19 protein-coding genes are annotated in these 21871 nt (G+C 57.6%); 8 read left to right on the top strand and 11 right to left on the bottom strand.

All coding sequences use genetic code 11. The annotated features are described in order from the left end of the window. Window positions 1–51 precede the first annotated feature (51 nt). A complete protein-coding gene (locus tag G6N80_RS19090) occupies window positions 52–450 on the bottom strand; it encodes an SHOCT domain-containing protein (protein WP_062554606.1) in 399 nt (132 codons plus the stop codon). Window positions 451–589: 139 nt separating this feature from the next. Between G6N80_RS19090 and G6N80_RS19095 the strand changes: the two genes are divergently transcribed. From G6N80_RS19095 to radC, 4 genes are read left to right on the top strand one after another with little or no spacing between them, the layout of a single operon-like run. After that, window positions 590–2431 (top strand): PHA/PHB synthase family protein, encoded by a 1842-nt coding sequence (locus tag G6N80_RS19095; protein WP_165136082.1) that lies wholly within the window; start codon window positions 590–592, stop codon window positions 2429–2431. 11 nt (window positions 2432–2442) lie between these two features. Next, window positions 2443–3159, top strand: coding sequence for a DNA/RNA nuclease SfsA (gene sfsA, locus G6N80_RS19100; RefSeq protein ID WP_165136084.1), 717 nt, complete (start codon window positions 2443–2445; stop codon window positions 3157–3159). 30 nt (window positions 3160–3189) lie between these two features. After that, window positions 3190–4023: a type I methionyl aminopeptidase gene (gene map / locus G6N80_RS19105; protein WP_165136086.1), complete on the top strand. Its 834-nt coding sequence runs from the start codon at window positions 3190–3192 to the stop codon at window positions 4021–4023. Window positions 4024–4033: 10 nt separating this feature from the next. Then, entirely contained in the window at window positions 4034–4867 is an 834-nt protein-coding gene (radC, locus tag G6N80_RS19110) for a RadC family protein (protein WP_165136089.1), read from the top strand. 9 nt (window positions 4868–4876) lie between these two features. Here the strand turns inward: radC and G6N80_RS19115 are convergent, their stop codons facing one another. The 7 genes from G6N80_RS19115 to G6N80_RS19145 form a co-directional block, all read right to left on the bottom strand. Then, the gene (locus tag G6N80_RS19115) at window positions 4877–6685 is read right to left on the bottom strand and encodes an ABC transporter ATP-binding protein (protein WP_165136092.1); all 1809 of its coding nucleotides are present in this window, start codon (window positions 6683–6685) and stop codon (window positions 4877–4879) included. Continuing rightward, complete coding sequence (locus G6N80_RS19120; RefSeq protein WP_165136095.1) at window positions 6682–7440, bottom strand: DUF1028 domain-containing protein; 759 nt, start codon at window positions 7438–7440, stop codon at window positions 6682–6684. Before G6N80_RS19120 ends, G6N80_RS19115 begins: the two co-directional genes overlap by 4 nt. A 2-nt stretch (window positions 7441–7442) precedes the next feature. After that, window positions 7443–9230, bottom strand: coding sequence for a gamma-glutamyltransferase family protein (locus tag G6N80_RS19125; RefSeq protein WP_062554613.1), 1788 nt, complete (start codon window positions 9228–9230; stop codon window positions 7443–7445). Window positions 9231–9248: 18 nt separating this feature from the next. After that, window positions 9249–10118 (bottom strand): ABC transporter permease, encoded by an 870-nt coding sequence (locus G6N80_RS19130; RefSeq protein ID WP_062554614.1) that lies wholly within the window; start codon window positions 10116–10118, stop codon window positions 9249–9251. Beyond that, a complete protein-coding gene (locus G6N80_RS19135; protein ID WP_062554615.1) occupies window positions 10115–11062 on the bottom strand; it encodes an ABC transporter permease in 948 nt (315 codons plus the stop codon). The genes G6N80_RS19130 and G6N80_RS19135 overlap by 4 nt, the downstream gene beginning before the upstream one ends. A 97-nt stretch (window positions 11063–11159) precedes the next feature. Continuing rightward, a complete protein-coding gene (locus tag G6N80_RS19140) occupies window positions 11160–12671 on the bottom strand; it encodes an ABC transporter substrate-binding protein (RefSeq protein ID WP_165136098.1) in 1512 nt (503 codons plus the stop codon). A gap of 71 nt (window positions 12672–12742) precedes the next feature. Then, the gene (locus G6N80_RS19145) at window positions 12743–13474 is read right to left on the bottom strand and encodes a FadR/GntR family transcriptional regulator (RefSeq protein WP_062554616.1); all 732 of its coding nucleotides are present in this window, start codon (window positions 13472–13474) and stop codon (window positions 12743–12745) included. A gap of 236 nt (window positions 13475–13710) precedes the next feature. Here G6N80_RS19145 and sthA point away from each other — a divergent pair, with 236 nt between their 5' ends. After that, on the top strand, window positions 13711–15207 hold the full coding sequence (sthA, locus tag G6N80_RS19150) for a Si-specific NAD(P)(+) transhydrogenase (RefSeq protein WP_165136101.1): 1497 nt from the start codon (window positions 13711–13713) through the stop codon (window positions 15205–15207). A 59-nt stretch (window positions 15208–15266) separates the two neighbouring features. On the opposite strand, the gene rpsD is transcribed toward sthA, so the two are convergent. After that, on the bottom strand, window positions 15267–15884 hold the full coding sequence (gene rpsD / locus G6N80_RS19155; protein ID WP_062554618.1) for a 30S ribosomal protein S4: 618 nt from the start codon (window positions 15882–15884) through the stop codon (window positions 15267–15269). A gap of 425 nt (window positions 15885–16309) precedes the next feature. Here rpsD and G6N80_RS19160 point away from each other — a divergent pair, with 425 nt between their 5' ends. Beyond that, the gene (locus tag G6N80_RS19160) at window positions 16310–17299 is read left to right on the top strand and encodes a TerC family protein (RefSeq protein ID WP_062554619.1); all 990 of its coding nucleotides are present in this window, start codon (window positions 16310–16312) and stop codon (window positions 17297–17299) included. 127 nt (window positions 17300–17426) lie between these two features. Further along, window positions 17427–18671, top strand: a complete 1245-nt coding sequence (pepT, locus tag G6N80_RS19165; RefSeq protein ID WP_165136104.1) for a peptidase T — start codon at window positions 17427–17429, stop codon at window positions 18669–18671. Between the two features lie 33 nt (window positions 18672–18704). On the opposite strand, the gene G6N80_RS19170 is transcribed toward pepT, so the two are convergent. Then, a complete protein-coding gene (locus tag G6N80_RS19170; protein ID WP_062554620.1) occupies window positions 18705–20231 on the bottom strand; it encodes a helicase HerA domain-containing protein in 1527 nt (508 codons plus the stop codon). Window positions 20232–20360: 129 nt separating this feature from the next. After that, window positions 20361–20996: a LysE family translocator gene (locus tag G6N80_RS19175; RefSeq protein ID WP_165136107.1), complete on the bottom strand. Its 636-nt coding sequence runs from the start codon at window positions 20994–20996 to the stop codon at window positions 20361–20363. A 162-nt stretch (window positions 20997–21158) separates the two neighbouring features. Between G6N80_RS19175 and G6N80_RS19180 the strand changes: the two genes are divergently transcribed. Continuing rightward, window positions 21159–21851: a helix-turn-helix transcriptional regulator gene (locus G6N80_RS19180; protein WP_062554622.1), complete on the top strand. Its 693-nt coding sequence runs from the start codon at window positions 21159–21161 to the stop codon at window positions 21849–21851. The last annotated feature ends 20 nt before the right edge of the window (window positions 21852–21871 follow it).

A 21871-nucleotide genomic window follows, 5' to 3' on the forward strand; every position in this document is an offset into this window, starting at 1 on the left:
TGCATCCCGGCAGCAAGATGCTTTGATGCGAAAAACGCCCAAAGGCAAGCTTTAATTGGTGGCCGGCGCCGTTGCGCTCGAGGTCTGATCTTCTGAAAGCTTGCGCAACGCATTGACCCGGCGCTGATATTCCGCTTCGGATATCGCGCCGCGTGCCTTGGCCTTGGCCAACGAACTCAATTGTGTTTCGGCAGAGGTGTACTGCTGATCATCGATCTGGGTGTTGGCGGCCGTCAAAGGTTTGCCGAAGGTTGGATAGGTGCCGGTCGACTTCAGGGTCAGCGACGCAGGCCGCGGCGCGTTCTGGGGGCCAACGACGACAGCAGGAGGTGAGGTGTTGGGGATACCATCGTCCAGCGCAAAACTATTGCAACCGGCAAGGCCCATGGGAATCGCCACGACGCAAACCAGCATCGATAGATGACGAACCAAACCCGCCTGTACAACCATTTCTGCAACCCTGTCTTTCACCTTTGGCTAAGCCCATCCGGGCCGCAATCGCTGGAACTTGTATTCGTTTTCGGGCACAATGTAAAAACCAAAAAGCAGGCTGGAACCCTGATGGGTTCACAAGGGGAGCGAGGACACGATGGGGAGCGACGGCCATTATAGCCGTGCGGGGGGAGAATCCGCCGCGTTCGATGCCAAGGCGATGGAGGCCTATCTCGTCAAGGACCCGCAGGCCATGGCGCTGAATCTGGCGCGCGCCGTCGAAAATTTCGGCAAGGCGGCGACAGAATGGATCGGTCCGCGCGAACGCGGCGAGGTGATCGACCCGATCGATCCGGTCGCCGAAATGGTCAAGACGCTCTCGAAAGTCATAGAATACTGGATGTCCGAGCCTCAGCGCACGCTCGATGCGCAGTCCCTCCTGCTGTCATCCTATATGGGCATCTGGATGAACACGCTGCAGCGCATTGCGACAGGCGAGGCAGCGGCAGACCCGGACGACCTGCCGAAAGACAAGCGATTTTCCGACGAAGACTGGCGCAAGAATCCGTTCTTCTCGCTCATGCGACAGATCTATCAAGTCACCGCGACCTGGGCTGAAAAGCTTGTGGAGAACGCTGACGGACTGGATGAACACACCCAGAAGAAGGCGCTTTTTTACGTCAAACAACTGACCGCCGCGATCTCTCCCGCCAACTTTGCCCTGACCAATCCGGAGGTGTTTCGCCAGACCGTTGCCAGCAATGGTGCGAACCTCGTCCAAGGCATGCGGATTCTCGCGGAAGATGTGGCAGCAGGCCGTGGTGAACTGCGCCTGCGCCAGACGGATCAAAGCAAATTCCGGCTTGGCGAGAATGTGGCCATCACGCCCGGCAAGGTCGTCGCACGCAGCGAGATCTGCGAGATCATCCAATATCAAGCATCGACGGAAACCGTTCTGAAGCGGCCACTGCTGATCGTACCGCCGTGGATCAACAAGTTTTACATCCTCGACCTTGGCGCGGAGAAGAGCTTCATCAAGTGGTGCGTCGATCAGGGCCATACGGTTTTCGTCGTATCGTGGGTGAACCCGGAAGAACGTCACGCTCGACTTGCCTGGGAAGATTATATCCGCGATGGAATCGATTTCGGGCTCAAGACGATTGAGGATGCGACCGGCGAGAAGGAAGTAAATGCGATCGGCTATTGCGTCGGTGGGACCCTGCTTGCCGCCGCGCTGGCGCAACATGCCAAGGCCCGGAACAGGCGCATTCGCTCAGTCACGTTCTTCACGACACAGGTGGATTTCACCCATGCCGGAGAGTTGAAGGTCTTCGTGGACAACGAGCAGATCGAGGCACTCGAACAGCAGATGAACACGACCGGTTATCTTGCCGGGTCGAAGATGGCGGCTGCCTTCAACATGCTGCGCGCATCGGAATTGATCTGGCCCTATGTCGTTTCAAACTACCTGAAGGGGCAGGAGCCGACAGCTTTCGACCTTTTGTACTGGAACTCCGATTCAACGCGCATGACTGCTGCCAACCACGCCTTCTATCTGCGGAACTGCTATCTGGAGAACAGGTTGAGCAAGGGCGAAATGGTACTTGGCGGCAAGAAGATTACGCTCGGAGACGTCAAAATCCCGGTCTATAGCCTCGCCGCGAAGGAAGATCACATTGCACCGGCCCGTTCCGTTTTTCTGGGATGCCAGTTCTTCGGCGGCGACGTGACGTTCGTGCTGAGCGGCTCAGGCCATATTGCAGGTGTCGTCAACCCGCCGGCCAAGCACAAGTACCAGTACTGGACGAATGGACCGGTGGAAGGTTCGCTGGATCACTGGATGAAGACGGCCACGGAGTCGGCTGGATCCTGGTGGCCGCACTGGCAGCAATGGATCGAGAAGCAAAGCGACAAGCGCGTGCCCGCCCGTATTCCTGGCGGAAGCAAGCTTCAACCCTTGTGCGATGCGCCCGGCACCTATGTCAGGGTGCGGAGCTAGCTCATTCGCACATGAAGTTTTCAACGCCTCTCGTCTCGGCGCGGTTGATCCGCCGCTACAAACGTTTTCTATTCGATGCGGAGTTAGCCGATGGTGAGGTGATTACAGGCTCCTGCCCTAATACCGGCTCCATGCGCGGACTGACGACGCCCGGTTCGGAAATCTGGTTGTCTCTGCACGACAGCCCTACCCGCAAATACCGCCACATGCTGGAGCTGGTGCGCGCGGATGGCACACTTGTTGGCATCAACACGGCAATGCCGAACCGGATCGCAGAAGAAGCGGTACTTGGCGGGTTGTTCCCGGAACTGTCCGCCACGCCAGTCCTCAAGCGGGAGCAGCGTTACGGCATCAATTCCCGCATCGACCTTTTGCTGCGGGAAGAAGGCAAGCCGGACGCCTATATCGAGGTCAAGAATGTGCATTTCATGCGCAAACCTGGACTTGCTGAATTTCCCGATTCGGTCACGGAACGCGGGGCCAAGCACCTCAATGAGCTGGTATCCGTCGTCCAATCCGGACATCGCGGGGTCATGCTTTACGTCATCCAAAGGAGCGATTGCGCGAGCCTCAGAATTTGCGACGATCTGGACCCGAAGTATGGGGCTGCATTCCGTGAGGCGCGGCGTCACGGAGTCGAAGCCTATGCAGTGAGTTGCGCGATTTCCCCTCAAGGAATTTTTGCCGAAAGGTTGATCCCGATAGACGAAAGCGAGCAGCCTGATTAAAACCGGTGCGAGCGAGACGAAAGTGAATCCATGGTTACCTATATCGACGCAGCATCAGCGCCAAAGAAGAACACGGGCGCAATTCGGCTGTATGACACCGCAACGGACTTCGACGGCATGCGCAAGGCTTGTCAACTGACAGCGCGATGCCTTGATGAACTGGCATCAATCGTGAAGCCTGGCGTCACGACGAACGAAATCGACCGCTTCGTCTTCGAGTTCGGAGCAGATCATGGCGCCCTGCCCGCAACGCTGAATTATCGCGGTTACAAATACTCCGTCTGTACATCGATCAATCACGTCGTCTGCCATGGCATGCCGGAAGACAAGCCACTGCGCGAGGGTGATATCGTCAACATCGATGTGACCTACATCGTGGATGGCTGGCATGGCGATTCCAGCCGCATGTATCCGGTCGGTCAGGTGAAGCGCGCAGCCGAGCGCCTGATGGAAGTGACCTACGAATGCCTGATGCGCGGGATTTCCGTCGTCAGGCCAGGTGTGCGAACCGGAGCGATCGGCGAAGCGATCCAGACATTCGCCGAGGCAGAACGCTGCTCGGTCGTTCGCGATTTCTGTGGCCACGGGGTGGGTCGCCTGTTTCACGACAGCCCGAACATCCTTCATTATGGTCGCGCGGACGAAGGTCCGGAATTGCGCGAAGGCATGATTTTCACCATTGAGCCCATGATCAACCTGGGCAAGCCGCATGTGAAGGTTCTTTCCGACGGCTGGACAGCGGTGACACGCGATCGCTCACTGTCTGCACAATACGAACACGCAGTCGGCGTCACTGCGACAGGCTGCGAAATCTTTACCCTCTCGCCTGGCGGGTTGGATCGTCCAGGGCTGCCGCCTCTGTGAAAGGGAATCGATGACGCAATCCTCCGTGCCTCCATCCACGCAACAGGGTTTCCCGGAAACCGAAGAGGAAGCGAACGATCTGTTCGTGGATGAGCGAAGCTTCTTCGCGGAACAGGCACCAAAGGCAGCCGGTCTGAAACGCTCTGCCCCATTTGGCAAGGAAGGTGATAAGTCGGCTCACTATCATGGTCATCGAGAACGGCTGCGGGCCAGATATCGGGAGAATGGCGATACCGCACTTGCCGATTACGAGATCCTTGAATTGCTGCTGTTCCGGTTGATACCACGACGGGACACCAAGCCGATTGCCAAGTCGCTGATTGACCGCTTCGGCAATCTGGCTGGGGTGTTTGGCGCATCAGCCCAGCTTCTTCAAGAGGTTAAGGGTGTGGGCGAAGCGGTTGCGCTGGATCTGAAGCTCATCGCCTCTGTGGGTCAGCGGATCCTGAAAAGCGAGTTGCGCGACAAGCAGGTGCTGGGTTCCTGGTCCTCCGTTATTGATTACTGCCATGCCGCGATGGCCTACGAATCACGAGAGCAGTTCCGCATACTGTTCCTCGACAAGCGCAACACATTGATAGCCGACGAAATACAGGGACGAGGCACGGTGGACCACACGCCCGTCTACCCTCGCGAAGTGGTGCGTCGGGCGCTGGAACTGTCGGCCACGGCCATCATCCTTGTCCACAATCACCCCTCAGGCGATCCGACACCGTCACGGGCCGATATCGACATGACCAACACGATCATCCAGACGGCAAAGCCGCTGGGGATCACCGTGCATGATCACATTATCATCGGCAAGGACGGCCATGTGAGCTTCAAGGGCCTGCGCCTGATCTGACCGCCCTCGTCACGCCACCTGAACGATGTGGCCCGCGGACACTTCGCGATATTCCCGTCTGGGCGGCTGATAGCCCATAGGTCGTACCGGACTCTTCAATTCGTCCTCCATCAGACCGCGCCGAATACCACGCCTCGAAGGATCCGGCACGGGAACCGCTGACATAAGTTTGCGCGTGTACGGATGCTGCGGATTTTCAAAGACGGCAGCGCGTGGGCCGATCTCAACGATTTCGCCGAGATACATGACGGCGACCCGGTGGCTGACCCGTTCGACGACGGCCATATCGTGGCTGATGAACAGGAAGGCGAGGTCAAGTTGCTCCTGCAGATCCAGAAGCAGGTTGCAGACCTGCGCCTTGATCGAGACGTCCAGAGCAGAAACGGACTCGTCTGCAACGATCACCTTCGGATCGAGTGAAAGGGCACGGGCGATGGCAATTCGCTGACGCTGTCCGCCAGAGAATTCATGGGGATAACGGTTCATCATGGACGCTGAAAGGCCTACTCGCTCGAGAAGATCTGCCGTCTTCTGCTTCGCCTGAGCCGCATTACCCATCCCATGCTTGAGAAATGGCTCAGCGATCGCCTGACCAACCGACATGCGCGGATTGAGGCTTGAGAACGGATCCTGAAAGATCATCTGGATGCTTTTGCGCATGCGCTGTAATTGCGACGAGCCAAGCTCCCGTACATTCTGACCGTCCAGTTGAATGTCACCGGAGGTCGGTTCTATCAACCGCATAACCGAGCGTCCTGTGGTCGACTTGCCACAGCCAGATTCACCGACAAGCGCCAAGGTCTCACCCTGCTTCAAGTCGAAGGAAACATTCTCGACAGCATGGATCGAGCCGGTTTGGCGACTGAACAGGCCTGAGCGGACCGGAAAGCGGGTTACGAGGTTCTCGACCTTCAGGATCGGAGCATCCCGTTCGAGCATCGTCCTGCTTGGCTGCGGCTCAGTCGTGATACCGGTGACCGTATCGACAATCGGGAACCGTAGCGGCACCGCCTGCCCTTCCATCGAACCTAGTCTCGGCACCGCAGAAAGAAGAGCGCGGGTATAGGGATGCTGCCCCCGATGAAAGATCTGCTCGGTCGCGCCGCTTTCCACCGCATCGCCGCGGAACATCACAACGGTGCGGTCAGCAATCTCAGCAACCACACCCATATCGTGCGTGATGAAGAGAACAGACATGCCCTCTTCCTCCTGCAGCGTCTTGATGAGGTCCAGGATCTGCCCCTGTATCGTGACATCAAGTGCCGTCGTTGGTTCATCGGCGATGAGCAGTTTCGGCCGTGAGGCCAATGCCATGGCAATCATCACTCGCTGACGCATACCACCGGAAAACTGGTGCGGGTACTCGTCGAAGCGGGAAGCGGCATTCGGAATGCGCACCTTTTCCAGCATGCGGATGGTCTCGGCACGGGCGTCAGTGGCTGACATTCCCTTGTGGCGCGTCAGCACCTCCGAGATCTGCCGTCCGATCGTGAAGATCGGGTTCAGCGATGTCATCGGCTCCTGAAAGATCATGGAGACTTCATTGCCACGGACTGCTCGCATCTCTTTTTCGGACAGGCTCAACAGATCCCGTCCGTTGAGCATCACCTGACCTTCAATGCGGCTCGCGTCCTTTGCCAGAAGCCGCATGATAGAGAGCGATGTGACGCTCTTGCCCGAACCGGATTCGCCGACGATAGCCAGTGTCTCGCCGGGCCTGATATCAAAGGACACATTCCGAACGACAGGCTTCCACTCGCTATCGACACGAAATGCAGTTGTCAGGTTGCGAACCGAAAGAATGGGTTCTGCGGTCATTTGGGCATCCACGGTGTAGAAAAGGATGCAGATGCGCGGCCAGCAGCGGCGCGTTCTGCTTCAAGGGCGGCGATCTTCTGGTCGATGACGGTACGATCAATCATCCCATGCGGGTTGCTGCGCGTCGGCATCGTCTCCGCCACATGGATGTATCGTTCCTGCGCGACAGCATAAAGCCTGCGCAATTCGGCAAGGGGGTCGCCATGATCATCGGCGCGAATGTTCAACCAGGCATAATCCTGATCGCGGTAGATGACGAGAGCAGCGGATTGCTTGCCACGCTTGTCGCCGCCTGCCGCCTCGCCCGCTTCCATCGCGGCAAGCAGCCTTTCCGCGAAGGGCAAATTCGAACTTTCCTGGTAAGCTCGCAGCGTCTCTTCGATGACTTGAGGGCCTACCAGCATGTTTCCAGCCACAGAGACATTGTTCTCAACTAGATGGCCTGCCCAATCTATGCATTTGGAACCGGTGAACGCTGCGTTCCGGCCCGATGCGTCGATCAGGTGCATCTGGCGCTGCTCTGCGCCGTCATCGCGCTCCGTCACGAGCCGAATGATCTCATCGGGAGACTTGCCCTCGCCCAGCATTTTCAGGCCGTCGGTGCCGTAAAGCGGGCTGACGAAGGCCTGCGTTGCCACAGCGCCAATGCCGCCCCGAATGTAGGGCACGGCGCAACCAACGGCGAAGAATCGGCTGGCAACAGCGATGCCCAGATGTCCGGTCTCAGGATCCCTTGCAACGATAGAATAGGTCATGGTCAACGCCCCACAGCATAAGCTTGCATCAATCGCGGTGTCGCTGCCGCTCGCAGCAGGCCATCCGCGTCACGGCGCGCAGCCGTCAAACGACCGACCGTCCAGTTCTCGGCCACAGTCACCTGATGGCCGCGACGGCGAAGCTCAGCAATCGTCGCCTCCCCGAAGCCTGCTTCCACCATGATGTGCCCCGGCTCCGATGTTCGCGGATAGAACGAGCCCGGAAAATGGGTCGTATGGAACAGCGGCGCATCGATTGCGGCCTGAAGGTTTTTGCCGTGATGCGCGTAACGCAGGAAGAAGGGCAATTGCCACTGATCCTGCTGGTCGCCACCCGGGGTTCCGAAGGCGAGCGTCGGCTTGCCCTGATAGAGCGCGAGTGAGGGCGTCAATGTGGTGCGGGGGCGCTTGCCGGGCGCCAGCGATGTCGGCAGGCCATCTTTCAGCCAGAACATCTGTGCGCGCGAGTTCAGCGGGAAGCCGAGGCCGGGCACGACCGGCGAAGATTGCAGCCATCCACCGGAAGGCGTGGTCGAGACCATATTGCCCCAGCGATCAATGACATCGATATGGACGGTATCGCCCTTCTTCTCAGACAAATGCGCCATGGTCGGCTCGTAAACCGCGCCCTTGCCGGAAAATTCCGCCAGCATGGCCATTGTCGCATCGCGCTGGTTCTCGTAGCCGGGAACAAGACCGGGCCTCAGTTCCATGGAAGCCGTGTCAGAAATGAGCTTACGTCGCTCAGTGTTATAGCTTTCTGACAGAAGAAACTCGGTCGGTATCTGGCCGAATTCCGGATCGCCGTAATAGACTTCGCGATCGGCGTAAGCGAGCTTCATTGCTTCCACCACGTAGTGCACGAAGTCTGGACCGGTTGGGTCCATCGACTGAAGATCAAATCCCTTCAGCAAGGCAAGGGACTGGAGCAAGACTGGCCCCTGCCCCCATGCGGGCGTCTTGGCAACGGTCCAATCATTATAGTCGAAGGTCTGCGGCGCTTCGATCGTTGCCGAATATCCCGCCATATCGTCAGCTGTCAGCACCGCCTTATGGCGCTGGCCGCTCGCATCCATCACCTCTGCCGTCTGCAGGTAGCGGTCGATCGATTCGGCCACGAACCCGCGATAGAAGGCATCACGCGCGGCCTGAACCTTGTCCTCGCGGCTACCGGCGGCAGCCTCGGATTCCGAAATGATGCGCTTCCAGGTTTCGGCGAGAACCGGATTGCGGAAGTTGGAATGCGGCTCCGGTGCAGATCCACCCGGCAGCCAGGTCTCGAACGAGGTTGGCCATTCCTTCGCAAAGAAGTCCGCCAATCCCTTGATGGTTGCCGAAACACGCGGCAGCACGGGATGCCCATGTTCTGCGTAATAGATCGCAGGCTCGAGCACCTCGCGAACGGACATGCTGCCATAATCGCGCAGCATGAGCATCCAGCCATCGAACGCGCCCGGAATGACGGTTGCCAGCAGGCCATCGCCTGGAATGAGTTTCAAACCTTCAGCGGTGTAGTGTTCAATCGTGGCAGCGGCAGGTGCGGGCCCTTGCGCACAAATCACTTCAACCTTGTCGGTCTTCTTCGAATAAATGATCGCCGGCATATCGCCGCCCGGACCACACAGATGCGGCTCTACCACCTGAAGCACGAAGGCGGTGGCAACGGCTGCGTCGAATGCGTTTCCGCCCTTTTCCAGAATGCTCATGCCGACGGCGGAAGCAATCCAGTGGGTCGAGGTCACGACACCGAAAGTGCCGAGAATTTCAGGACGCGTCGTGAAGTCACTCATCAACAATGCCTTTCAGACTTAATTTTCGCGGGGGTCCAGCGCATCGCGCAGACCATCACCCAGGAGATTGAAACCGATGACGACGAGGAAGATTGCGATGCCCGGCCACATGGCCATCCAAGGGGCTTGTGTCAGGAAGTTCTTCGCAACGTTCAGCATGGAGCCCCAGCTGGCGGCAGGCGGCTGCTGACCGAGCCCCAGGAAGGAGAGCGAGGCTTCGGCAATGATCGCCGTCGCGACCGTCAAGGTGGCCTGCACGATGATCGGTGCTGTGACATTCGGCAAAATGTAACGCAGCATGATATCGAGATGGCCGAGGCCCACTGACCGTGCGCCCTCGACGAAATCTTCCTGCTTCACAGCCAGAACCTGCCCACGCGTCAGCCGGACGAAGATCGGCATTGCGCTCAGGCCAATGGCAATCATTGCATTGGTAAGGCTTGGGCCGAGAAAGGCTGCAAGCGCAATCGCCATTATGAGAAACGGCATGGCAAGCAAGGCTTCTGTGATGCGCGATATGATGAGATCTACCCAACCGCCAAAATAACCAGCGAGAATTCCGAACGGCACTCCGATTACCACTGCGATGGCGACGGAAAACACCCCGGCCATGAGTGACGCCTGCGCGCCCCAGATCATGCGAGAAAGAATATCACGGCCCAGATCATCCGTGCCAAGCCAATGAGCAGCGGATGGTGCCTTGCGGATGGCCGACCAACTGGTTGCGACGGGATCCGGAATTGGCAAAACCGGTGCCAGGGCAGCCAAAGCCACGAAGAAGATAATGATGATGAAGCCAGCAACGGAGCTGCGGTTGGCCTTCAGCTTGCGCCAGGCACGGCTGCTTTCGCGTTTGGCAGGAACAGCGGTCTGCGAGACGGCGCTCATAGCGTTGCCCTCAGTCTTGGATTCAGCAGCACGTAGAGGATGTCAGCGGCGAGATTCATGACGATGAAACCCACAGCCGTGCACATGACGACGCCCTGCACAACAGCGTAGTCCCGGTTGAAGACGGCATCGACAATCAGCTTTCCAAATCCCGGAATCGTGAAAATCTGCTCCGTCAAAACAGCTCCGGCCAGCAGCTCACCGAAAAGCAGTGCGCTCAGCGTGACAACCGGAAGCAAAGCATTGCGGAAGCTATGGGACAGGATCACTTCGCGTGGCGAAAGGCCTTTGGCACGGGCAGTACGAATGTAATCAGACGACAAAACACCTAGCATTGCGGAACGGGTATGGCGCATCAGCGTTGCCGCGAGCCCGGTCCCAAGCACGAAGGATGGCATCAGCATCGTCTGGATCGATCGCACCGGATCCACGAAAATGGATTCGAACCCGGAGGCTGGAAGCCAGCCGAGGTTGACCGAAATCAGCAGGATCAACATGATGCCCAGCCAGAAGTTGGGAACGGACAACCCCGATAGGGCCACTAGATTGGCGATGTAATCGAGAATCGTATTCTTTTTCACCGCAGCCAATATGCCCATCGGCACGCCGATGATGACGGCGAAGAACATCGACATGATGGCGAGCTGGATCGTGACGGGCAGCTTCTGCCCAATCAGTTCCAGGACCGGCTGGTTGGTGCGCAGCGAAACGCCGAGATCACCCTGGGCAACGCCACCGAGCCAGCGAACATATTGCAGGGGGATCGGGTCGTTGAGGTGATACTTCTCCCGAAGCTGCTCAAGCACCGCTGGATCACGCTCCTCACCGGCCATGGCCATGATGGGATCACCGGGAAGCAGCTTTTGAAGCGAGAAAACGAAAATGGAGATGATCAGCAAGGTCGGGATGGCGACCAGCAGACGCTTTCCAATATAGACGGGCATTTGCACCATCCCTATGGGGCTCGATGGCTGGCCGAAGGCACAACCACGCGGATTGAAAAGTGGCGCCGCAGGCTGAACTCCGCGGCGCCTGCTTACCTCAGCTGCCCTTCTTCAGGCCAACAAGACGAATCATGCCATCCGGCGAGGGGGTGAAACCGGTGACATTCTTCTTCATGGCCCAGATCCAGGACTGGTGACCGAGGTAGATCATTGGCTGCTCGTCGTTCAGGATGACGGCTGCAGCATCATACTTCTGCTTGCGTACCTTCTCGTCGGTCGAGGCACGCGCTTCGTTCAACAACTTGTCGACTTCCGCATTGCAGTACTTCGTGTCGTTAAGGCCACCCTTGCAGGTGACGAACTGGTGGATGTTGCCATCCGGATCGACGCGGCCCGACCAGTCGGAACGGCTGAGCTGGTAGTTGCCCCGCGTCTGTTCATCCAGCAGCGTCGCGAATTCGGTCGACTTCAAGGTCACGTCAAACCCGGCTTCCGCCACCATGGACTGGATGATCTGCATCGTCTGCTGAACGACCGGATTGTTCGGGATCTGGATCTCGACGGGTACACGGTCAAAGCCTGCTTCCTTGATCAAGGCCCTTGCCTTTGCAACGTCGCGCTGCGGAACAGGAACGGCCTTGTTGAACCAGGCACTGCTTGGCGGGAACGGCTGGTTGCCCGCAACAGCCGTGCCTTCGAATACGATCTGCATCAGCGCTTCACGATCCATGGCCAGCGAAAACGCCTGACGCAGGCGCTTGTCCTTGCCCATCGGGTTGTTGGCACGCGCGCCGTTCCCAACGTTCACGTAGATCGACATGTTGCCGATGTTGACGACATCCGCATAGGTGAGCTTGGAATCACCCTTGACGGCAGCCGCATCCGTGGGCGCCAAACGCTCGATGAAATCCAGATCGCCGGACTGTAGATTGGCCAGCCGCACCGTGGAATCCGGAATGGGCGTGTAGGTCACCTTGTCGATGAAGACATTGTCCTTGTTCCAGTAGTCCTTGAACTTCTCCAGAACGATGCGATCCTGCTGCACCCGCTCCACGAATTTGAAAGGTCCGGCGCAGACCGGCTTGGATCCAAAATTGGCGCCCAATTCCTTCGCAGCCTTCGGCGAGACAATCATGCCTGCGCGGTCGGACAACTGCGCCAGGAGCGTCGCATCCGGCTGCTTCAGCGTGAACTTGACTTCGAGCGGACCTGCGGCCTCAACTTTCTCGACAGAAGCAAGCTCGCTCTTGCGGCGCGATTCCGCCATCGTCAGGTTACGTTCAATCGTGGTCACGACGGCCGCCGCATCCAGCGGGGTGTCGTCATGAAACTTCACGCCTTCACGCAGTTTCATGGTCAGCACCTTGCCGCCTTCTGACCATGCCCAGTCGGTTGCCAGCTGCGGAATGATCTTCAGGTCCGGAGAGACGTCAACGAGCTTGTCGCACATGGCAGTATAAACAATACGGCCGACAAAGCTTCGCGACTGTGCCGGGTCGAGCACGTCCGCATCGTCCTGCAAACCGATTTTCAGTTCGACGGCTGCAGCCGGCAGTGCAGTCAAGACGCCGAAGGCCAGAGCCGTAGTCAGGCGCAAGATCTGGTTCATGATCATTCTCCTCTGATCGATTGGTTCAATTGGTTCGGATCTTCCGGCTTGTTGCCGCCGGTTTGAATGTCTCAGGAAGCCTGCTGGCCTATGTCAGCAGGCTCGTGGTCAAGCGAGGTTTCACGGATGAGGCGCTCCTGCAGCATCAACAAATGCTGACGCATCGTTTCTCCCGCGCGCGCCGGATCACGCGCTGCAATCGCTTCGATGATGTCTTCATGCTGCGCATAGGCCATGGTGATTGCTGTGCCTGACCGGGCGCGCTCGCGAATGGTCTGCCAGGCTTCGTCCTGACGAACGTGGTTCATCACGTCGAAAATGGTCAGAAAAAGCTGGTTGCGGGCGCTTTGAGCAATCTGGCGATGCAACGCGCCATCCCAGAGCTCGCGGGCGTCCGCGTCTTCGCTCTCGCGAATCTTTCGAGCCAACTCACGCATGCGAACCAATTCAGCGGGTTTCGCGCGCATGGCCGCCAGTTGCGCCAGTTGCGGCTCGATCCGCAGGCGAACCTCCATGATTTCCATGAAGTCCGTTCCGGCTACGATGGCATCGACGTTTCCAGACCAGTTGCCAGGCCTTTGACCAACAAATGTACCTGATCCCTGCCTGCGCCAAACCTCGCCTTCCGCCTCCAGAACCTCCAGTGCCCGACGGATCGCTCGTCTTCCGACACCCAGCATTTCCGAAAGGTTGCGTTCGGTTGGCAGCTTCCCATCGGCGGCCACCTTCCCGTCACGCAACAGTTCACGCAGCTTTTCGAGCGCGTAATTTGCATTGTCTGGCGGCGGGATGTTCTGGACCATTGTGTGAACCAATTCTTGGATTGGTTCATTTGTGGTATCATGTCTTTATTGTGTCAAGCTAAAATATGGACAAGTTTGTGCAATGCACATTGTTTGTGCGAAGCCGCTCCGCTCGCGGCTCCCACTGACTTGTCGGAAACCAAGCGCGTCAGGAATTGGTTAGAATTGCAGGTTATATTTGACGTAATACGGATGTTGCGGTGCAATAGAGACCGCAACACGCAACGAGGCTCATCATGTATCAATACGATCTGGTCGTCATCGGTAGTGGACCTGCAGGCAGAAGAGCTGCAATTCAGGCTGCCAAGCTGGAAAAGCGGGTGCTTGTTGTCGAGCAGGGACGGCGCGTCGGTGGTGTGTCGGTGCACACTGGAACGATCCCCTCCAAGACGCTTCGCGAGACGGCGCTGAATTTGACCGGCTGGCGGGAGCGTGGCTTCTACGGGCGCGCCTATCGGGTCAAACAGGAAATCAGCGCGGAAGACTTGCGCCGCCGCCTGCTGATAACGCTCGACCATGAAGTTGAGGTGCTCGAGCATCAGTTTGCCCGGAACAGGGTTCAACAGATGCGTGGACGGGCTCAGTTCGTCGATTCGCACACGCTTGAAATCGCCAAGAGTGATGGCGAGATGCTTCGCGTCACGACGGCATCGGTTCTGCTCGCCGTCGGTACCCGTCCCTACCGCCCTCCCCACATTCCCTTCGATGACGAAGCTGTCCTCGACAGCGACGAACTTTTGGAGATCAAGCGGGTCCCGCGGTCACTGATTGTCGTTGGTGCAGGCGTTATCGGGATCGAATACGCCACCATATTCAGCGCTCTCGATACGCAGGTCACGGTCGTTGAGCCCCGTGAGACAATGCTGGATTTCATCGACAAGGAAATTGTCGAAGACTTTACCTACCAGCTGCGCGACCGCAACATGAAGCTCATTTTCGGCCAAACAGTCGAATCGGTCGAGCGCGAACCGAATGGCGGAAAATGCCGCGTCACACTGAAAAGCGGTCGCAGTCTCCAGGCGGAAATGGTTCTCTTCGCAGCGGGGCGCGTTGGAGCGACGGACACGCTGAACCTGGCCGCAGCTGGGCTGGAGGCCGACAACAGGGGTCGGCTGAAGGTTGATCCCGAAACATTCCAGACTTCCGTTCCGCACATCTATGCGGCGGGTGATGTCGTCGGCTTTCCGAGTCTTGCATCCACCTCGATGGAGCAGGGTCGAATCGCGGCGCGGCACGCGGTTGGCGTACCCGCCAGCGAGCCACCACAATATTTTCCCTACGGCATTTATGCGGTGCCGGAAATTTCCACCTGCGGGCTTTCCGAAGAAGAAGTTCTTCAGCGCGGCATTCCCTATGAGACCGGCATTGCCCATTTCCGCGAAACCTCTCGCGGTCACATCATGGGCCTCGATACCGGCATGCTGAAGATGATCTTCTCACTGAAGACACGCCGCCTGCTGGGCGTTCACATCGTCGGCGAAGGCGCGACCGAACTGGTTCACATCGGACAGGCCGTTTTGAACCTCAAAGGCACCGTCGAGTACTTTGTCGAGAACACGTTCAATTACCCAACGCTTGCGGAAGCCTACAAGATCGCGGGACTGGATGCCTGGAATCGTATGGGAGAAGGGCCAAAGGAGGCGCCGGTCGCGACAGCGCAGCCGACAGATACCGCCAATACCGTGAGCCCGCAGGACATGCCCCTGAAGCCCAAGAAAAAAGCCGCCTCGTAAGGGGCGGCTTCAATTCATCCTGCAAAAAAGGCGGCCCATGGCCGCCTTTTTCGTAGCTATTAGCGCGAATAGAATTCGACGACGAGGTTCGGTTCCATGATCACTGCGTAAGGAACGTCGGACAGGGTCGGAACGCGAACGTAGGTGGCAACCATCTTGTTGTGATCAACTTCGATGTAGTCCGGAACGTCACGCTCTGCGAGCTGAACGGCTTCGAGAACCGTAACAAGCTGCTTGGACTTCTGGCGAACTTCAATAACGTCGCCGGCCTTGCAACGGTAGGAACCGATGTTGACGCGAACGCCGTTGACGGTCACGTGACCATGGTTGACGAACTGACGAGCAGCCCAGATGGTCGGAACGAACTTTGCGCGATAAACGATCGCGTCGAGGCGCGACTCGAGCAGGCCGATCAGGTTTTCACCGGTATCGCCCTTGCGACGGTTGGCTTCGTCGTAGATCGAACGGAACTGCTTCTCGCGAAGGTCACCGTAGTAACCCTTGAGCTTCTGCTTGGCGCGGAGCTGAACACCGAAGTCGGACAGCTTGCCCTTGCGGCGCTGACCGTGCTGGCCAGGACCGTATTCGCGACGGTTAACCGGGGACTTCGGACGACCCCAGATGTTTTCGCCCATACGGCGATCGATTTTGTACTTGGACGACGCGCGCTTGCTCATCGTATTTCCTTCCAACGTAAACAGACCGGTCTGTCGCCAGACCGGACCAGAGGAAACACGCCCTCCTAAGAGCAACATCTTGCGATGGCTCTGACAGGCTTCTCACAGAGCGTCCGGAGACAGCCACGGGACATGTCAATGAAACACCGGGCGTTGCCACCCCGTGTTGGCCCGGTCTTTAGGGGGCTGATGAAGAAATGTCAACCGCTTCCTCCCCTCAGCAACGCACGCGCGATACACAACTATAAATAAAGCATTCACTAAAGTGAAATCGAGGTGATTATTTTTTGATTTTCACTCTTGAAGCTTGGCGAGAGAAAAACCATGTACGTCCACAGCACCGGGCCCCTCTGACGTGTATTGCCGGATCGACCCGTGATGTCGGTGCTAGAGAGTCAACTTGATCCGGCTTCGGATAACCCGTCATGGATTTTCTCTTCATCGATCTATTGGGCAAGCCGCTCTGGATGTGGCTTACCTTCGTTGCAGTCGTCCTCGTTCTACTCGCCCTCGACCTGGGTGTTCTCCACAAGGATAGCCGCGAAATCGGCATCAAGGAAAGCTTCGCGCTTTCTGCTTTTTATATTGCGCTCGGCCTCGCCTTCGGCGGCTGGATCTGGTTCCAGAGCGGCGAGCAGGCAGGCCTTGAATATCTGACCGGATTTGTGGTCGAAAAAAGCCTGGCCATGGATAATATCTTCGTCATAGCGATGATATTTGGCTACTTCTCCATTCCTCGCGCCTATCAGCACCGAGTTCTTCTCTGGGGTATTCTCGGCGTTATCGTACTCCGCGGCGTGATGATTGCCGCCGGTGCGGCCATTGTCGAAAACTACAGCTGGGTTCTCTATCTCTTCGCAGCCTTCCTGATCATCACGGGCATCAAGATGCTTTTGACCGCCGATCAGGAATATGATGTCGCGTCGAACCCGGTCCTGAAGTTCCTGCGCAGGAAGTTGCCGGTGACCGACGGACTGCGCAACGAGAAGTTCCTCGTGCGTGAGACCGACCCTGCTACGGGCAAACTCAAGACCTTCATCACGCCGCTGTTCCTTGCGCTTGTGATGGTTGAACTGGCAGACGTTATCTTCGCGGTCGACTCGATCCCGGCAATTTTCGCGATCACGACTGACCCGTACATTGTCTACACGTCGAACATCTTCGCGATCCTCGGCCTGCGTGCTTTGTACTTCGCACTGTCTGCACTGATCCACCGGTTTGCCTACCTCAAGTATGCTTTGTCGGTCGTCCTGATCTTCATTGGCTCCAAGATCTTCCTCGCGGATATGCTGGGCCTTGCCAAGATCCCGCCGGTCGTCTCGCTTACAGTCACCATCGGCATCCTGGCCGCCGGTATCCTGGGCTCCCTGTGGGCAACACGGAACACGAAGCCGGAAATCGAAGCAAAGCACTGACATCCGGTGCGCTCAAAACTCCGAACCGCGCCCTCACCGGCGCGGTTTTTGTTTGCAGGTAGCCGATTTTTGAGCACTCATGCGCAAGTGCTTTTTTATCCTGAACATTCGAATCGGATGCCCTGCCATGACTGCCACACACCATACCGTCCTCGATCGCTTCCTGCGTTACGTCGTGATCGATACCCAATCGGACGCAACGTCCAGTTCGCAACCCTCCACGGAGAAGCAGAAGAATCTGGGACGACTGCTGGAGCGAGAACTCAGAGAACTGGGCCTAGATGACGCTCACCTTGATGAGCACGGCAATGTCTATGCAACCATCCCTGCGACGAGCAGCAAAGAGGTGCCCGTTATCTGCTTCTGCTCCCACATGGATACGGCGCCGGATTTTACGGGCACCAACGTCAAGCCCCAGATCGTGCGCAACTATCAGGGTGGAGACATCCGTTTGGTGGGTGACACTTCTCAGGTCATTCAGGTCAGCGAGCATCCGGAACTCAGGAACCAGATCGGCCATGACATCGTGACGACCGATGGCACCACGCTTCTCGGCGCTGACGACAAGGCAGGCATTGCCGAGATCATGACGGCCGCACAATATTTGCTTCAGCATCCTGAAATACCGCGCGGAGCCGTCAAGATCCTGTTTACGACCGACGAGGAAATCGGGCGCGGTGCCGACAAGGTGGATCTCAAGAAGCTTGGGGCGAAGTTTGGTTATACGCTGGACGGCTCGACAGTCGGCGAAATCGAGAATGAGACCTTCTCTGCCGACGGTGTGACAATCGAAATCACCGGCGTCGCGATGCATCCCGGCACCGCAAAGAATCGGATGGAAAATGCCATAAAGATCGCCAGCCGCATCGTTGCCAATCTGCCGCAGGATCAGACACCTGAGACCACCGAAGGACGACAGGGCTTCATTCACCCGGTTGGCATTTCCGGCGCCATGGAAAGTGCCCGTATCAGTTTCATCATTAGGGATTTCGAAGAATCTGGTCTGATCGAAAAGGAAGACCTTCTTCGCTCCATTGCAGAGGATGTTCTGAAGTCCTATCCCGGCTCCAGCTTCACATTCACGGTCAAGCAGCAATATCGAAACATGAAGGTCGTTCTCGACCAGTATCCGGATGTGGTTGAAAACCTTGTCGAGGCGACAAATCGTGTCGGTCTGACGCCGAAGCTTGCCAGCATCCGCGGCGGAACAGACGGATCACGCCTTTCGTTTATGGGCCTGCCCTGCCCTAACATTTTCACCGGCGGGCATGCCTATCACTCCCCGCTGGAATGGGTCAGTGTTCAGGACATGGAAACGTCGGTGAAAACCATCGTCGAACTGGTCAAGGTCTGGGAAGAACACGCAGCTTGACGCCACTTTTGAGAGAGACCTCAGGGGTCTCTCTCACTCCGCGGCGAAGCGATCGACCGCGGCAGGTTCATCATCGGTCGCATCCGCGGCACCGGGCGCGGTCTGAACGTCGAGATCCGGAAAGGCCACGATGCGCTTGCCCGAGAAATCTGCATGAACGACGATCAGATTCTGCTCCTCAAAATAACCGAGAAGCCGCCGCGCACGCCGCGCCGAATGCGTTCCATAGGCCTTTGCAATACGCATGTCGGATGGACAGGGCTCTCCAATCAGCGCAGCCTTGGCCATCAGCAGGAAGACCCCTTGAAGATCGTCTGACACACGAGCTGACAACTCAAGTGCCGTCTGCCAGCCAGGTGTTGCCGCTGTCTCTTCATCGACACCGGCGCGAGAGATGGCAACCCGTCTGCGAAACTCACTCATCGACATGGGCGTACCGGGCAGGCGGCGCATGCGAGCACGCACCAGAAAGTCCTGGTAGAGAGCTGAATCGGTGCGATAGGCCGCCTGTGGATCGTCAATGATCTCAGAGAGAACGGCAGCAATCCGCTCCTCACGCTGCTCCGCCGTCAATTCCGGCTGTGCGGGCTTGGCGGGTTCTGCCGGGGCAGGCATGGCCGCCTGAGGCGAACGGGATAGCTCAGCCAGAATATCCGTCGTTGGGCGCGGTGCAGGCGGCGTGCGCCGCACGATAGGACGGGTGAACTCTTCCGGATCGGGCGTGAAGATCAGGTCCTCCACATCCTGCGGCGCATCCGGCAAGGGCATCAACTTCGGGGACGAGGAGCGCGCCGACGTCTCAACGGAGCCGATGACGATTGGCAGCGGTCTGCGGGAAAGTGCGGGACCGAGGGCGACGAAGTTACCGCGTTTGAGGTCTCGGAACATTTCAGCTTGACGCCGGTCCATGCCCAGAAGGTCGGCAGCGCGTGCCATATCGATATCGAGGAAGGTACGCCCCATCAGGAAGTTCGAGGCTTCAGCTGCCACGTTCTTGGCCAGTTTGGCCAAGCGCTGAGTCGCGATAACCCCGGCCAAACCGCGCTTTCGACCGCGACACATCAGGTTCGTCATGGCGCCGAGTGACATCTTTCTGGCATCTTCCGAAACATCGCCACCGACGGACGGCGCGAACATCTGCGCCTCATCCACCACAACGAGAACCGGATACCAGTATTCGCGATCAGCATCGAAGAGGCCGTTGAGAAATGCGCCAGCTGCCCGCATCTGCTCTTCAAGATCCAAGCCTTCCAACGTCAGCACGCAGGACACCCGGTGCTGACGGATACGTGTCGCGATCCCGACAAGCTCAGCTTCGGTCCGTTCGCCATCAACGACGATGTGGCCGTATTTATCGGCGAGAGTGACGAAATCACCTTCTGGATCGATGATGACCTGCTGGACCCATGGAGCTGACTGTTCCAGGAGACGCCGCAACAAATGCGACTTACCGGAACCGGAATTGCCCTGAACAAGCAAACGAGTTGCCAGAAGCTCCTCGATATCGAGCTTGGCCGGCTGTCCGCCGGACAGAGTTCCCATATCGATGCCTACCTGCACGCTACTCACCTCAATCAACTGCTGAAGACTGCGCCGGACTCAAGGCACATCGAAATACCCTTACCAGACAATTCGACTCGCATCCCGCTCAAAGCCCGGAGATCAACAGAGAATTCTCTTTAACAAAACCTAGGTAGCAGCTCGCCGCATGCCAGCCGCCAGAAAACCGGCGCCGATCAACAGAGTTCCGCCAGTCCGGTTGACTGCCCGCTGAACGCGAGGGCTGCGGATCGTGTTTCTGGCGGTTGAGGCCAGCAGCCCATAAAGTCCGGCATTCAGCGTTGCCAAAACCAGGAACGTGACTTCAAAGATTACCATCTGCGCCAGAAACGGCTGATTCACGTCGAGAAATTGCGGGAGGAAGGCCACGAAAAAGATGATACTTTTGGGGTTCAGGGCAGTGACCGTATAGGTGTGCAGAAAGATGCGCATGGGTCTAAGACCTGCTTCTGCCTCGGCATTATCGATTTCGGCTGTCTGCACCGGCGCACGCCAGAGCTTGATTCCCAGAAAGATAAGGTAAGCGGCACCAACCCATTTCAAGACGGAAAAAAGGCTTGCATAGGTTGTCAGAAGCGCACCAAGGCCCAGCAAAGATGCTGTCATGGCTGTGAAATCGCCTAGGGCCACGCCTGCAACTGTCGCTCCAGCAACCTTACGGCCATGGGTCAGCGAGTACGAAATCACCAGCAAGATTGTCGGGCCGGGAATGGCCAGAACCACCGCAGCGGTTGCGACGAAAGCCAGCCAGTTTTCCAAAGACATGACACCACCTCCAACTGCAGGAATCAGGCTGCAGGAGACCAGTATCCATGTCCAGAGCAATGAGGGATACGACTAAAAATGGGGAGCAGATTTTCGCTTCCTCTACATCGCTCCAACCGGCTATCATGCCAAATATTGTCAGCATACTATTGGAGTATCGAGGTGGCCAGAACTGATCGACTTCTCGATCTTGTCCAAATGCTGAGACGTCATCGCCTGCCCGTCAGCGGTGAAGCGCTCGCACTGGAACTCGACGTTTCCCTGCGGACGCTTTATCGAGACATTGCGACATTGCGTGCGCAAGGCGCCGATATCCAGGGTGAACCGGGTATTGGCTATGTGCTGAAGCCAGGGTTTCTGCTGCCACCTCTCATGTTCTCCGAAGACGAGTTGGAGGCGCTTGTGCTCGGCATGCGCTGGGTAGCGCGGCGCACGGGAGGAAGCCTGAGTACCGCCGCAGACAATGCCCTTGCTCGCATCTCCGCAGTTTTGCCGAAAGATCTGAAGGATCAGCTGGATAGCACGCTTCTGCTTGTAGGACCCACGGTCGTGACGGATGATCGCGCCGAAGATATCACGCTCATTCGAACAGCTATTCGCAGGGAGCGCAAGCTGTTGTTATCCTATCAGGATGCGTCAGGCGAGCCGAGCGACCGGAAGATCTGGCCCTTTGCACTTGGCTTTTTCGATCAGGTCCGTGTCATTGCCGCGTGGTGCGAGCTGCGGAATGACTTTCGCCATTTTCGAACCGACCGGATCATTCGCATTACTGCCATGGAAGAACGCTATCCGAAGCGAAAGAATGCGCTTTTGAGGACATGGCGTGACATGCAAACCATCGGCGAAGCGATCTGACTACTGACAAAATCTGTCAG

The sequence above is a fragment of the Rhizobium rhizoryzae genome (genome assembly GCF_011046895.1).
In the GTDB taxonomy this organism is placed as follows: Bacteria; Pseudomonadota; Alphaproteobacteria; order Rhizobiales; family Rhizobiaceae; genus Neorhizobium; species Neorhizobium rhizoryzae.